The sequence below is a fragment of the Streptomyces sp. NPDC057445 genome (genome assembly GCF_042802855.1).
In the GTDB taxonomy this organism is placed as follows: domain Bacteria; phylum Actinomycetota; class Actinomycetes; order Streptomycetales; family Streptomycetaceae; genus Streptomyces.
Genome location: NZ_JBHVDH010000002.1, coordinates 558,670 through 571,442, shown reverse-complemented (window position 1 = coordinate 571,442; position 12,773 = coordinate 558,670). Strand labels below are relative to the sequence as shown.

The 12,773-nt window shown below is 69.9% G+C and carries 13 protein-coding genes and 1 pseudogene; 10 read left to right on the top strand and 4 right to left on the bottom strand.

Annotated features, from left to right (window positions below; translation table 11 throughout):
• The first annotated feature begins 78 nt into the window (after positions 1-78).
• The 3 genes from ACFU5O_RS07395 (at position 79) to ACFU5O_RS07385 (ending at position 2,263) form a co-directional block, all read left to right on the top strand.
• Positions 79-351, top strand: a complete 273-nt coding sequence (locus ACFU5O_RS07395; RefSeq protein ID WP_384237482.1) for a DUF742 domain-containing protein — start codon at positions 79-81, stop codon at positions 349-351.
• Complete coding sequence (locus ACFU5O_RS07390; protein WP_384237481.1) at positions 338-928, top strand: ATP/GTP-binding protein; 591 nt, start codon at positions 338-340, stop codon at positions 926-928. Before ACFU5O_RS07395 ends, ACFU5O_RS07390 begins: the two co-directional genes overlap by 14 nt.
• A gap of 90 nt (positions 929-1,018) precedes the next feature.
• Positions 1,019-2,263 (top strand): PP2C family protein-serine/threonine phosphatase, encoded by a 1,245-nt coding sequence (locus ACFU5O_RS07385; RefSeq protein WP_384237479.1) that lies wholly within the window; start codon positions 1,019-1,021, stop codon positions 2,261-2,263.
• Positions 2,264-2,333: 70 nt separating this feature from the next.
• On the opposite strand, the gene ACFU5O_RS07380 is transcribed toward ACFU5O_RS07385, so the two are convergent.
• Positions 2,334-2,861, bottom strand: a complete 528-nt coding sequence (locus ACFU5O_RS07380; RefSeq protein ID WP_384237478.1) for a DoxX family protein — start codon at positions 2,859-2,861, stop codon at positions 2,334-2,336.
• Between the two features lie 190 nt (positions 2,862-3,051).
• Here ACFU5O_RS07380 and ACFU5O_RS07375 point away from each other — a divergent pair, with 190 nt between their 5' ends.
• The 4 genes and pseudogenes from ACFU5O_RS07375 (at position 3,052) to ACFU5O_RS07360 (ending at position 5,618) form a co-directional block, all read left to right on the top strand.
• Positions 3,052-3,474 (top strand): DUF350 domain-containing protein, encoded by a 423-nt coding sequence (locus ACFU5O_RS07375; protein ID WP_384237476.1) that lies wholly within the window; start codon positions 3,052-3,054, stop codon positions 3,472-3,474.
• A gap of 188 nt (positions 3,475-3,662) precedes the next feature.
• Positions 3,663-3,857, top strand: a complete 195-nt coding sequence (locus ACFU5O_RS07370; RefSeq protein ID WP_384237474.1) for a hypothetical protein — start codon at positions 3,663-3,665, stop codon at positions 3,855-3,857.
• Positions 3,858-3,995: 138 nt separating this feature from the next.
• Positions 3,996-4,877 (top strand): annotated as a pseudogene (locus ACFU5O_RS07365) (SigB/SigF/SigG family RNA polymerase sigma factor); the annotation flags it as partial.
• Between the two features lie 390 nt (positions 4,878-5,267).
• Positions 5,268-5,618, top strand: a complete 351-nt coding sequence (locus ACFU5O_RS07360) for a PRC-barrel domain containing protein (RefSeq protein WP_384237473.1) — start codon at positions 5,268-5,270, stop codon at positions 5,616-5,618.
• A gap of 81 nt (positions 5,619-5,699) precedes the next feature.
• Here the strand turns inward: ACFU5O_RS07360 and ACFU5O_RS07355 are convergent, their stop codons facing one another.
• On the bottom strand, positions 5,700-6,119 hold the full coding sequence (locus tag ACFU5O_RS07355; RefSeq protein WP_384237470.1) for a CBS domain-containing protein: 420 nt from the start codon (positions 6,117-6,119) through the stop codon (positions 5,700-5,702).
• An 84-nt stretch (positions 6,120-6,203) separates the two neighbouring features.
• Here ACFU5O_RS07355 and ACFU5O_RS07350 point away from each other — a divergent pair, with 84 nt between their 5' ends.
• The 3 genes from ACFU5O_RS07350 (at position 6,204) to ACFU5O_RS07340 (ending at position 9,067) form a co-directional block, all read left to right on the top strand.
• Positions 6,204-6,413, top strand: a complete 210-nt coding sequence (locus ACFU5O_RS07350) for a DUF6381 family protein (RefSeq protein ID WP_384237468.1) — start codon at positions 6,204-6,206, stop codon at positions 6,411-6,413.
• A gap of 90 nt (positions 6,414-6,503) precedes the next feature.
• A complete protein-coding gene (locus ACFU5O_RS07345; protein ID WP_384237466.1) occupies positions 6,504-6,749 on the top strand; it encodes a DUF6381 family protein in 246 nt (81 codons plus the stop codon).
• 38 nt (positions 6,750-6,787) lie between these two features.
• The gene (locus ACFU5O_RS07340) at positions 6,788-9,067 is read left to right on the top strand and encodes a SpoIIE family protein phosphatase (RefSeq protein ID WP_384237464.1); all 2,280 of its coding nucleotides are present in this window, start codon (positions 6,788-6,790) and stop codon (positions 9,065-9,067) included.
• Between the two features lie 14 nt (positions 9,068-9,081).
• Here the strand turns inward: ACFU5O_RS07340 and ACFU5O_RS07335 are convergent, their stop codons facing one another.
• A complete protein-coding gene (locus ACFU5O_RS07335; RefSeq protein WP_384237462.1) occupies positions 9,082-12,105 on the bottom strand; it encodes a HAMP domain-containing protein in 3,024 nt (1,007 codons plus the stop codon).
• Positions 12,106-12,212: 107 nt separating this feature from the next.
• Positions 12,213-12,773: an ATP-binding protein gene (locus tag ACFU5O_RS07330; RefSeq protein WP_384237460.1), complete on the bottom strand. Its 561-nt coding sequence runs from the start codon at positions 12,771-12,773 to the stop codon at positions 12,213-12,215.

Here is a 12,773-nt window from a genome sequence, read left to right as displayed (position 1 = left end):
CAGCGAGGAGGCCGTCGCCGGCCACGGCTGTACGCCCTGACAGATGGCCGTACAGCGGTGCCGCACACCGTCCTGACCATGGACACCACCATCACGGCGGCGGTCTCCGCGGACGATCTCGGCGGCCTGCCCACCGAGTGGCAGGCGATCCTCTCCATGTGCTCGCCTCCGAACGGGCAGGCGGTCGCCGAGATCGCGGCCCGGATGCACATGCGCCTCACTCCGATGACGGTCCTTCTCGGCGAGCTCGCGGACCGCGGGCTGATCCACCACCGGCCGCCGCTGGAGGAGTCGGAAACAACGAATGTCCACCTGCTCATGAGAATCAGGGACAGCCTTGCCCGGATATGAGACCCCTGCCCAGGAAGCGGCCCCCGTCAAGATCCTGATCGCCGGCGGATTCGGCGTCGGCAAGACGACCCTGGTCGAGACGATCTCCGAGATCGAGCCGCTGCGCACGGAGGAGCGGCTGACGGCCGCGGGTGTCGGCGTCGACGACCTCGACGGCATCGAGTCCAAGACGGTGACCACCGTGGCGATGGACTTCGGCCGTATCACCCTCACCGACGCCGGGGTCGTCCTCTACCTCTTCGGTACACCTGGCCAGGAACGCTTCTGGTTCATGTGGGACGACCTGTTGAACGGCGCTCTCGGGGCGATCGTGCTCGTCGACACCCGCCGTCTGGACCGCAGCTTCCCGGCCGTCGACTTCTTCGAGAACCGCGGCCTCCCGTTCGTCGTCGGCGCCAACTGCTTCCACGGCGAACAGCCGTACACGGCCGAGGAGATCAGGGCTGCGCTGCATCTGCGCGACCCGAACACGCCCATCCTCATGCTCGACGCCCGCACCCGGGGTGATGTCCGCGACGCCCTCCTCTCGCTCCTCGACATGCTCATCGAAAAGGCCCGGACCACGGCGCCCGTGTAAAGCGGACCGTCTCCTCCCCGGACACGGAGGAGACTCCCCTGCTTCATCACGGGCGCTGCTCGCCCCGCACAGAGGGTGCAGAGTGGACACATGGGCCTCAGGCGGCGCGTTGCGGATCTGTGGCAGCCATGGCAGTCGAGTCGTGCACTGGTAGCGATTCCCCTCGCGCTGATCGTCGCGATCACACTCGTGGATGTTCTGGCCCCGCGCCACATCCATCTCGGCCCTCTGCTGGTCGTCGCCCCCGCCATCACGCCGTCGTTCGCCGGTTCACGACTCACCGCGCTGATCGGCGCACTGGCCGTGATCGCACAGACGGTCATCGCCGTGCTGCGCGGTGGGTTCACCACCAATCACCAGGTGCAGATCGCCGCCCTGGCGGTCATCTCGGTGGTGCTGGTGTACTTCTGCCGTGCGCGGGAGCGCCGCATCCGTGAGCTGGACCAGGTGCGGTCGGTGTCCGAGGCCACACAGCGGGTGGTACTGCGACCGCTGCCCCACCGGATGGGTCCCCTGCGGATCGCCTCCCTGTACCTGGCCGCCGAGGACGAGGCACAGATCGGCGGTGATCTTTACGCGGCGACGCGTACCAAGAACGGCGCCCGACTGATCATCGGCGACGTCCGGGGCAAAGGCCTCCCCTCCATCAGTGACGCCTCTGTACTGATGGGCGCTTTCCGGGAAGCCGCCCACCGGTGCGCCACCCTCCTCGAACTCGCCGATCGTCTGGAGGACAGCATCTGCAGGCATCTGGCGGAGCACGCCGAGCACCATCGCCCCGAGGCTGACGACGACTTCGACGAGCACTTCGTCACCGCCCTGATGCTCGACATCGCCGACGAGGACTCCAAGGCGCAGATGGGCAACTGCGGCCATCCTCCACCCCTGTTGCTGCACAAAGGCCGTGTGACGATCCTGCATACCCGCCACCCCGGCCCCCCGCTGGGCATGTGCGATCTGCCGAGGCCCGGCCGCACCCTCGACGCGTTCGACTTCGAGGACGACGACACGCTCCTGCTCTACACCGACGGAGTGATCGAGGCCCGGGCCACCGACGGCTCCTTCTATCCGCTCGCCGAACGCGTCGTCCGGTGGGCCGGCAGCGGTCCCGAGGCACTGCTGCACCACATCCGTGACGACCTCGTCGCGCACGTCGGCGGACGCCTGGGAGACGACGCGGCCATGGTGGTGATCCAGCGCTCGCGCAAGCTCCTGCCCGGCCACCACCTCATGAGGATCGTCCACTTGAACGGCATGCCCCACGCCGCGCACGGGGCGGATCCCGGAGGTGCTCCGTACCCGCCTCCTGGTCACCCTCCTCCTGGCCAGGACTGAAGTGGTCCCCGATGCAGGTGCGTTCGACCCTCCGACATGTGGTGGGGCCGGTGCGCCTCGAGCCGTTCGGCTATGCCTCTTCGGGTTCCTCGTTCTGCGAACCGGCGGCGCGCCTGCTGAGAACCGCGGCCGCGGCGAGTGCGCTGCCGATGAATGCCGCAGCGACCGTCCACCCCTGGTTCAGCCGGTGCCCGGTGACATGGTCGAGGGAGTAGCGGCCCGGTCCTGTGACCCCCAGGGCCGCCGCGGTGTAACCGAGGAAGGCGGGGTACTCGAAGCCGCCCGCGGTGGCCCAGAATCCGGCCGGGAGGTGCACGGCCACCGCCCCGGCCATCGCGCCCGCCGCCGCGGCTCCGGCCGCCGGAGTGGCGAGCCCGAGGGCGAGCAGTGCTCCGCCGCCCGCTTCGCCGAGCCCGGCGGCGACGGCGCTGTGTTTCCCGGGCCGGTACCCCATGGCCTCCATGGCCTTGGAGGTTCCTTCGACGCCACCTCCCCCGAACCAGCCGAAGAGCTTCTGGGTGCCGTGAGCCGCGAGGACCGCTCCGGTACCCACACGCAGGGCGAGCAGGCCGAGATCACGTCGGTTGAGGCATGCCATCGGAGACTCCAGTAGGTGGGAGGCTGGTTCACCTCCACTCTCCGCGCCATGTGCGGCAGCCCCGCAGCGCTGCTGGGCCATCCGGGTGACACGGCGGGGCGAGGATCGCCGTGGGTCGCGCCGCTGCCGTGCGATACATTTTGCCGCGCCTTGACCACGATCAATTTCAGACACGGAGACTGGCTTCCCAATGACCGACATAGTCAACGGCCTTGGCCGGGCCACCGCCTACGGTGCCCTCGGTGTGGTCCTGCTGATCCTCGGCATCGTCCTGGTGGACCTGCTGACCCCCGGCAAGCTCGGCCGGCAGATCTGGGAGGAGCGCAACCGCAACGCCTCGGTGCTGCTGAGCTCGGCGCTGCTCGGTATCGGCGGAATCGTCTTCACTTCGATCTGGACCACGTACGACGACTTCGGCAAGGGCCTTGCGTCGACTGCCGCGTTCGGTGTGCTGGGCCTGGTACTCATGGCCGTGGCCTTCCTGATCGTGGACCTCGTCACCCCGGGCAAGCTGGGCGCGACGCTGGTCGAGGCGGAGCCGCACCCGGCGGTGTGGGTGACCGCGTCGTGCAATCTCGCCGTGGCGGCGATCGTCTCGGCATCGATTGCCTGAGCTGACGGGGGACCGCTCGCACGGGCCGCCCCGGGACGACGGGCCGGAGTGTCGCGATACGGCGATACCCGGCCCGTCGCCGTCCGGGCACGCACCGTATCCGTACATACGTCCGGGCTGCGTTTCTGGCGATACGGCGTGATGCTGGTACTCAGCCATTCGAGACGGGACTCGCCCGGAGGCACGACATGACCCAGGACAAGAGCGAAGAGCCGGAGCGCACAGGGGGGCCGATCCGGCTCTGGACCGGATCGGAACGCCCCTTCGACCCCGAGGATCTGGTGATGGCGTCCGGGCGTGACGTCACACCCGGGCGCATCGAGCGCGCCCGTAAGGAGATCGCGGAGAAAGGCGCCGCGGCGCTGGAGCGCTACCTGCCCTGACGGGGCAGCGCCGGACGAACACGCACGGTTGACATCCACCACGCAACGCGGACGCGAGAGTCGCGCCGTGGAGAATGAAAAGCATCAAAGCAGGACAAACGGGTATCAGCAGTGTGGAGCTCGACTCGAAGGAGTCTCATGTCCAGCTTCCTGCTCACCCGAGATACCGGCGTCCGTGCCGCGCGGCCGGAGGGGTCGGCGGCACCGGACGGCCTTCTGAAGATCGACGACCTGCCGGAGATCCCGGACCCACGAACGATCAGCACGGTGGACGCCAGGACGTTGTCCGTGACCCTGTTCCGGCGGCTGCGCACCCTCGACGAGGGGTCGGCCGAGTACTCGTACGTCCGTAACACGCTGGTGGAGCTCAATCTCAGCCTCGTCAGGTTCGCGGCAGGCCGGTTCCGTGACCGCAGCGAACCCATGGAGGACATCGTCCAGGTCGGCACGGTCGGCCTGATCAAGGCGATCAACCGCTTCGACGTGGAACGCGAGGTCGAGTTCACCTCCTTCGCGCTGCCCACCATCGTCGGCGAGATCAAGCGTTTCTTCCGCGACACCAGCTGGGCCGTCCGGGTGCCACGGCGGCTCCAGGAACTGCGCCTGGACCTCGCCAAGGCGTACGACGTCCTGGAGCAGGATCTGGAGCACGCACCCACCGCGGCGGAACTCGCGGTCCGCCTCGGTGTCACCGAGGCGGAAGTGGTCGAGGGCCAACGGGCCGCCAACGGCTATGTGGCACGGTCGATCGAGCCCCTCGAGGACGCCGACGCGATAAGCCCGCTCACCCGTCGCCTGGGTGTCGAGGATCCCGCGCTGGACGTCGTCGAGTGTCTGGAGTGCCTGAAGCCGCTGATCGCCGCTCTGCCCGAGCGGGAACGCACGATCCTGTCCCTCCGGTTCGGCGACGAGCTGACCCAGTCGGAGATCGGTGAGCGGCTCGGGATCTCCCAGATGCATGTGTCCCGGCTGCTCGCGCGTGTCCTGACGAAGCTGCGCGAGGGGCTGCTGGCGGACGACGGCGTCCTGGAGGAGTCGCGCCGGTTATCGGCGCCCCCCTTATTACGCGACGACGCCCTTGAGTACGCGGCGACGTCTTGCTTCTGCGGTGTCCGGCCCCCCACCAGGGCCGTGAGAACCGCGACTCCCACCGCGAGCCAACACGTGCAGTCGATGTGACCCGAGTGCAGGCTTCGCAGTGGCACGACGGCATTGTTCGCCACGCGTCCGAGCCCGGGGCCGGACCTCGAAGTTGTGGCGCTCGGACTGCCTCACGGCCGGGACGGCGGTCGGGGCCGTCGCGCTGTGGGCCTGGTACCGCTTGCCCCGCCGGGACGATCGGCGCGGGTCGCCCGGGGTACCGGCACCGGAACCGGGGGTACCAGCACCGGAGGAGGAAAGGAGACCGCCATGGGTGCAGGTGTCTGGGGGTTCCCCGAGTCTGCGGGCTACGCACCGGGGGCGCAGCTCGTGGGGTACAAGGTCGAGGCGGCCGACGGCACCATCGGCAGGATCGACAAGCACTCCGAGGAAGTCGGCCGGTCGTACATCGTGGTGGACACCGGGCCGTGGATCTTCGGCCACCGGGTCCTGGTGCCGGCCGGGGTCGTCTCGCGCATCGACCACGAGAACCACACCGTGCACGTGGCCGCCACGAAGGGCGAGATCAAGGAGTCGCCGGACTTCGAGAGGGGACGGGACGACAAGAGTATGACGGAGATCCACCTCATCGAGCAGTACTACTCGAAGGGGCACATGTGAGGTCTGCGCGAGTCCGTGAGGTCCGGACACAGCTGTCGAGGGCGATACCGGTCCGGTGCCCGAGGCGCCTCCGCGTCGTGCTCAGGCGCCGCTGTTCGGCGGACCGGAGCTGATGCCGGCGAGGACGGAACGCGGATCGCACGCCCTCGCGAGGTCCCCGAGCGTGACGACACCCCTGGGGTGACCGTCCTCGACGACCGCGAGCCGCCGCACCATGTGGGCCCGCATCATGCTCACGGCCTGCGCCGCCTCGGCGTCCGGCCGGATGGTCAGGACATCCGGGGTGCACACGGACCGGACCGGCATGACACGCGGGTCATGCCCCATGGCGACCGACCGCACGGCGATGTCACGGTCCGTCAGCACACCGAGAAGCCGGTCCCCTTCGGCGACCATCACATTCCCGATGTCCTCGTCCCGCATCAGCCGCGCGGCCTCGACAAGAGATGCCTCGGGAGACAGCATCAGCACGCCGGTCGTCATCACGTCCTTCACCAGCATGGCATTCACTCCCCTTTCGCCGACGTACCGCTTCTGCCCCCGTTGATGCCGGTTATCCCGGACGGCTCCGGGAAGCCCCACCATATGGACAGCCAACGAGACCCACGGATACGTGCGGAAGCCCTGCAGGAGAAGGCCGACCAGCTGGCGAGCAGGGCGGAACGCTCCGACGACCCCGGACAACGTGAGCGGCTCCGCCTGCGTGCACAGGAGTTGCGGGAGCGCGGCGAGCATGAGCTGCGGCTCGGCCCCGACGAGACACACGGCGACTTTCAGGAGGATTACCCCAGCTAGAAGGGCTCTTCGTCACAGGGGGTGACGGACACAGCGTGCGGGGGTGACCCTGCCGTGTTTGCCTGGCTCATGGCCCCGGAAGGAGGAGCCATGACGATACCGGGTGAACCGGTCGGGACGCCGGAGGAGCTTCGGGTGATGGCCGAGGAGCTGTTCCGCGGAGCCGAACGATGCAACGATCCCGAGCACAGGGCGCGCCTGCGCCGCAGGGCGCAGGAGCTGCGCGACCGCAGCCGCGAAAGCGCCCGCGCGCCGGGCACCTCCGCGAACGACCGGCCGGGCCGCGGCCCGAAAGGCGCCGGGGACCGGCGGCCCGACCGGAAGCGCGGCGCCTGACGCGCGAGTAAACTCCGGTTCGTCACGCTGGAGAACACATGACGATGCCCGATCAAGGGCGGGACGAACCGGGGCCCGACGAGCTTGCCGCCGCGGTCACGCAGCTCACCGCCGAACTCGCGGACCTGCACCGCGATCTCGCACGCCGTCACCTCGTCGACCTCGCGTCGGGCGTCCTGGTCGCGCAGCTCTCCCTCACTCCGGCCGATGCCGTGGACCATCTGGCCCAGCTGGCCGAGACCACGGGTGTCACACAGGAGGATTTCGCCGCGGACGTCGTCAACGGTGCGTCGGGATCGGCCGGCCTGCCCGGCGGGGTCGGCGAGGACTCGGACCGAGACACGGCGCAGGCGCGCAAGACGCGCATCACGGAGGCCGCCACGGAGACCGGCGTGAAGACCGGCGGCACGGTGGACGAGGTCGCCGAGACCCTGCTGGAGGGTGGGCTTCGCCCGCTCGGCGTGCGAGGACTGTGGCTGTTCAGGCGTACGGAGACGGACTGCCTGGAGCTGGCAGGACAGGCCGGGGTGAACCCGCTGGAGGCCGTCCATTGGCAGTGGGTTCCTCCGTCGGCCGGCGGCCCTTTGCACCGGGCTCTCATGGATGCGGCGCCCGCATGGTTCCCGGGCGGTCCGCCAGAGGGCGAGCGGCTGCCGGGATCCGCACCGGACGCCGCACGTGCCGTACTGCCACTGCGGCAGCGCGGAACGGTCACGGGTCTGGCCGTCGCCGACTGGCCGGGCCCCCGCGAGCTGGGCGAGCCGGTGCAGCGGGCGCTCACAGGACTGGCGGTCCCGGCCGCGCGCATCCTGGACGCGGGGGCGGCCGGGCACGCGGAGGCAGCCGTGCTCGCCCCGCTCCTCGATCTGCTGACGCATCCGGCGATGGCCCTGCGCGCAGAACCGTCGACGGGAGCGCTGCACATCGAGCACCTCAACCGGCCGGCGCTCGACTGGGCGGGTCATGTGCCGGGGGCCTCCGGCCGGCCGCTGGCGCAGGTGTTCCCGGCGGTGGAAGCGGATGTCGTACGACTGGCCCGCGCGGCACGCGAGTCGGCGGCGCCTCAGCGCGCGGCCCGGCTGCCCGTCCTGCACCGACCCGGTGCCTCTGACCCGCTCCACGACGTCCGGGTGCTGCCCGTCGGCCCCGGCAGGACCGTCGTGCTCTGGCACAGCGCCACCGACCCCGCGATGTCGGTCAGCAGGGTGCTGGGCAGGCTCGAGAATCTGGCCGCGTTCGAGGACGACCTGATTGCCGGTACGGCCCGCTGGAGCGAGCAGGCGTACCGGATCTTCGGCCTCGACCCGGCCACTCCCCCGGTACCGCTGCGCCGGCTGGCGCCGCAGCTGCACCGGGACGAGGCCGACAAACTCGACGCCCTGCTGGCCGAGGTGACAGAACGGCACCAGGGCGCGCACACGGTGGTCCGCGTGGTCCGGGAGGACGGCGGTCTGCGTCATGTCCGGATCGCGGCCGAGCCGTTGCTGACGGGCGGTGTGCTCACCGGGATCACGGGGGTGTACCAGGACGTCTCGGCCCAGCACCACACCGAGATCGCGCTGAGCGCCACCTTCGACCGGCTCACCGCCGCGCAGACGGAGGCGGCGCTGCGCCACCAGCTGGTGCTCCAGCTGCAGCAGGCGATCGTGCCAGAAGTGCCGGTCCTCCAGCGCCTGCCGGGGCTGCAGGTCGCGGCCCGCTACCGGCCCGCGGCCGAGGAGTACCGGGTGGGCGGCGACTGGTACGACGTACTGCCGCTGCCGAGCGGACAGGTGCTGGTGGCCGTCGGCGACATCGCGGGGCACGGCATCGACTCCGTGACGGGCATGGTCGCGCTGCGCAACGCGCTGCGCGGGCTCGCGTTCACGGGTCATCCGCCGGCACGGCTGATGGCCTGGCTCAACGAGGTCACCCTGCAGACGCACGGGCGTCCGACGGCCACGGCTGTGTGCGCCCTGTACGACCCGTCGAACCGCTCGCTGCGATGGGCCAGTGCGGGCCATCTTCCGCTGCTGCTGGTCCGCGACGGCCGGGCTAGCTTCCTCGAACCTCCGCGCAACATCCTGCTCGGGGCGATGTCCTCCGCGGAGTACTCGGAGGAGGTGACGGCGCTCGAGCCCGGTGACTCCCTGATGCTGTACACGGACGGTCTCGTCGAGCGCCGCCACACCGGGCTCGACGAGAGCCTGGCCGGTCTGCGGCGCGCGGCCGAGCGGCTCGGCCCGGGTGGCCTGGACGAGCGCACGGACAGGCTGCTTGCATCCGCCACCGGCGACACGGACGACGACACCAGCCTGGTGGTCGTACAGGTGACCTGATCACCGGCGAGCGTTCAGCGCTGGAGCCATTTGCGTACCCGCGCCACGAGGTCGTACGCGTCGACCGGTTTGGTGACGTAGTCGTTGGCCCCGGCGGCGAGGCTCTTGGCCCGGTCCCCCGGCATCGCCTTGGCGGTGACCACGATGACGGGCACAGAGGCGAACCGCGGCAGCTCCCTGATGGCCGCCGTGGCGCTGTAGCCGTCCATCCCGGACATCATCACGTCCATCACGATCACGTCCACGTCCTCGTGCTCGGTGAGCAGATCGATCCCGGAGCGGCCGTCGTCCGCGGTGAGTACCCGCATCCCCTCGGCCTCCAGGATCTCGGTGAGCGCGTACACGTTCCTGACGTCGTCGTCGATGATCAGCACCGTGCGACCGGCGAGTGTCCTGTCGTGGGCGGGCCGTTGCTCCGTGCGGGGCGCAGTGCCGACGGACCCGCGCGTGGCGAGTCCCGGGGGCGGCTGCTCGGGCAGTTCGCCGCCGACGGGTACGTAGAAGGTGAACACGCTGCCCTCACCGGGCTGGCTCTCGGCGACGATCACACCGCTGAGGAGCTGGGCGAGTTCACGGCTGATGGAAAGCCCGAGGCCGGTACCGCCGTAGCGGCGGCCGGTGGTGACCGCGCCCTGCTGGAACGCCCCGAAGATGGAGTCCAGATACTCCGGCGCGATGCCGACGCCGGTGTCACGGACCCGGAAGGCGACCACCGGCAGTCCGCGCAGCGGCGCGGGGAGTTCGTCGTCGGTGGCGTGCTCGACACGCAGTTCGACACTGCCGTGCTCGGTGAACTTCAGGGCGTTGGAGAGCAGGTTGCGCAGGACCTGCCGCAGCCTGGTCTCGTCGGTGGTGATGTCGGCGGGCACGTCGGGCGCCGTGACGACGCCGAAGTCCAGGTTCTGCTCGCTCGCGAGCGGCCGGAAGGTCATCTCGACGTACTCGAGCAGCCGGGCCAGCGGGAACGGCTCCCGGTGGACATCCATCTTGCCCGCCTCGACCTTGGAGAGATCGAGGATGTCGTTGATCAGCTGGAGCAGGTCGGAGCCGGCGGAGTGGATCACCTCGGCGTAGTCGACCTGTTTCTCGCTGAGGTTGCCTTCGGGGTTCTGGGCCAGCAGCTGCGCCAGGATGAGCAGGCTGTTGAGCGGGGTACGCAGCTCGTGGCTCATGTTGGCGAGGAACTCGGACTTGTACATCGAGGTGCGGGATAGCTGCTTCGCCCGCTCCTCCAGCTCCTGTCTGCCCTGCTCGATCTCCAGGTTCTTCCGCTCGATGTCACGGTTGCGGTCGGCGAGCAGGGCCGCCTTCTCGGCCAGTTCGGCGTTGGAGCGCTGAAGCTCCTCCTGGCGGGCCTGCAACTCCTGCGACCGGGCGCGGAGTTCGGCGGTGAGCCGCTGGGACTGGTCCAGCAGTTCGTCGGTACGGGCATGGGCGATGAGCGAGCTGACGTTGACGCCCACCGTCTCGATGAACTGGTCGAGGAAGTCCCGGTGAATAGAGGTGAAGGGGCGCAGCGCCGCGAGCTCCACGGCGCCGAGCACCTGGTCCTCGACCACGATCGGCAGCACGATCAGGGCCTCCGGATCGGTGGATCCGATGCCGGAGGAGACCGTGACGAATCCGGGAGGCAGATCGTCGACCGCGACGGTGCGGCGGCTGAGCGCGGCCTGACCGACCAGGGACTCCCCGAGGCGGAAGCGGGCGGGGCCGCGGTCCGACGGCTGGGCGGGGATGCCGTAGGCGGCGGTCATGACGAGTTCGGGTCCGCTGCCGTCGGCCGCCTCCTCGGTGAGGAAGAAGGCCCCGTACTGGGCCGAGACCAGCGGTGGCACCTCGTTCATGATGACCGAGGCGACCTCGGTGAGGTCATTGCTGGACTGCATCAGTCCGGAGATCCGGGCGAGGTTGGTCTTGAGCCAGTCCTGCTCCTCGTTGGCGCGGGTGGTGGCGCGCAGCGACTCGACCATCGAGTTGATGTTGTCCTTGAGGTCGCCGACCTCGCCCGGGGCCTCGACGGCGATGGACCGGGTCAGATCGCCCTCGGCCACGGCGCTGGTCACCTCCGCGATGGCGCGGACCTGCCGGGTGAGGTTGCCGGCGAGCTCGTTGACGTTCTGGGTGAGCCGTTTCCAGGTGCCCGAGACGCCTTCGACCTCCGCCTGGCCCCCGAGCCGGCCCTCGCTGCCGACCTCCCTCGCGACCCGGGTGACCTCGGCGGCGAACGACGACAACTGCTCGACCATCGTGTTGATGGTGGTCTTGAGTTCGAGGATCTCGCCACGCGCGTCCACGTCGATCTTGCGGGTGAGATCGCCCTTGGCCACGGCGGTGGTGACCTGGGCGATGTTGCGGACCTGGTTGGTGAGGTTGGTGGCCATGGAGTTGACGTTGTCGGTCAGGTCCTTCCAGGTGCCCGACACGCCTCGTACGGTGGCCTGGCCGCCGAGGTTTCCCTCGGTGCCGACCTCACGGGCGACCCGGGTGACCTCCTCGGCGAAGGAGGAGAGCCGTTCCACCATCGTGTTGATGGTTTCCTTGAGCTCCTGGATCTCGCCGCGGGCGTCCACCCGGATCTTCTGGGTGAGGTCACCGCGGGCGACGGCCGATGCGACCTGGGAGATCGACCGCACCTGGGAGGTGAGGTTGTCGGCCATGGTGTTCACGCCGGTGGTGAGCTCCTGCCAGACGCCGCCGACGCCCTTGACCCGGGCGTGGCCGCCGAGCCGGCCCTCTGCGCCGACCTCCCTGGCGACCCTGGTGACTTCCGAGGTCACGAGGGAGAGCTGGTCGACCATGCCGTTGTAGACCCCCGCGATCTCGCCCATGATGCCCCCGGCGTCGTCCGGGAGCCGTGCGGAGAAGTCTCCGTCGCGCACGGCCGTGAGCCCCGCCAGCAGCTTTCTGAGGCCTTCTTCGCTCAGTTCGGCCGGTGGCCGGGCGTCTGCCGCGGCGCGTTCCCGGACCTCTGCCGGGGGGTGCGCCAGCGAGGGGTCCGGGTGGTCCGGATGGTCCCGTGAGTGACCGGATGCGTCCATCGCCGACCTCGTGTCGCTCGTTCGGCGTCTTCTGTTCACTCTCGACTCTCGCACGGGCTCTCCCGGGCGACACCCCGGATGGCGTCGCCTACGGCGTCCCCGAGCCGTCAGGCCCCCTCGTGGGGGTGGCGCGGCGCCGCGATCTCCGCCCAGACGGTCTTGCCGGTGCCGCGCGGCTCCGAGCCCCAGGAACGGGCGAGACGTCCGAGCACGACGAGACCGTGGCCGCCGGGTTTCGCCGGATCGGCATGGGGCCGCGGGCGGGGCGGTACGGGGCTGGGATCGCTGACTTCGATACGGAGCCGCTCCGCCGTGCAGTGCAGAACCAGTTCCTGCGGCCCCTCCGCGTGCAGACAGGCGTTGGTGACCAACTCGGAGACCACCATGAGGACGTCCTCGGAGACAGCCAGCCGCTCGTCGGCCTCGTCGTCGCCGCCGATCCCGCCGAAGTCGGCGAGCTGCTCGAGGTCGTCGGCCTGCTCGAGGTCCGCGGGCTCGCCCGCGGGGCCGCTCCAGACGTACGGATCCTCGTGCGGTCCGCTGTCGGGCAGCCACCCCCAGTCCGCGAGCGCCGCGCGACTGAAGTCACGGCAGCGCCCGACGACGCCTCTGGAGGCGGAGAGCAGGAGCCGGCGGGTCTGACCCCCTGCCGGAAGGGCCGCGCTCAC

What these genes read in the sequence shown, in the direction of transcription:
- ACFU5O_RS07395 (WP_384237482.1), top strand. Translation starts at nt 79, where the DNA reads ATGGACACCACCATCACGGCGGCGGTCTCCGCGGACGATCTCGGCGGC.
- ACFU5O_RS07385 (WP_384237479.1), top strand. Translation starts at nt 1,019, where the DNA reads ATGGGCCTCAGGCGGCGCGTTGCGGATCTGTGGCAGCCATGGCAGTCG.
- ACFU5O_RS07380 (WP_384237478.1), bottom strand. Translation starts at nt 2,861, where the DNA reads ATGGCATGCCTCAACCGACGTGATCTCGGCCTGCTCGCCCTGCGTGTG.
- ACFU5O_RS07375 (WP_384237476.1), top strand. Translation starts at nt 3,052, where the DNA reads ATGACCGACATAGTCAACGGCCTTGGCCGGGCCACCGCCTACGGTGCC.
- ACFU5O_RS07370 (WP_384237474.1), top strand. Translation starts at nt 3,663, where the DNA reads ATGACCCAGGACAAGAGCGAAGAGCCGGAGCGCACAGGGGGGCCGATC.
- ACFU5O_RS07360 (WP_384237473.1), top strand. Translation starts at nt 5,268, where the DNA reads ATGGGTGCAGGTGTCTGGGGGTTCCCCGAGTCTGCGGGCTACGCACCG.
- ACFU5O_RS07355 (WP_384237470.1), bottom strand. Translation starts at nt 6,119, where the DNA reads ATGCTGGTGAAGGACGTGATGACGACCGGCGTGCTGATGCTGTCTCCC.
- ACFU5O_RS07350 (WP_384237468.1), top strand. Translation starts at nt 6,204, where the DNA reads ATGGACAGCCAACGAGACCCACGGATACGTGCGGAAGCCCTGCAGGAG.
- ACFU5O_RS07345 (WP_384237466.1), top strand. Translation starts at nt 6,504, where the DNA reads ATGACGATACCGGGTGAACCGGTCGGGACGCCGGAGGAGCTTCGGGTG.
- ACFU5O_RS07340 (WP_384237464.1), top strand. Translation starts at nt 6,788, where the DNA reads ATGACGATGCCCGATCAAGGGCGGGACGAACCGGGGCCCGACGAGCTT.
- ACFU5O_RS07335 (WP_384237462.1), bottom strand. Translation starts at nt 12,105, where the DNA reads ATGGACGCATCCGGTCACTCACGGGACCATCCGGACCACCCGGACCCC.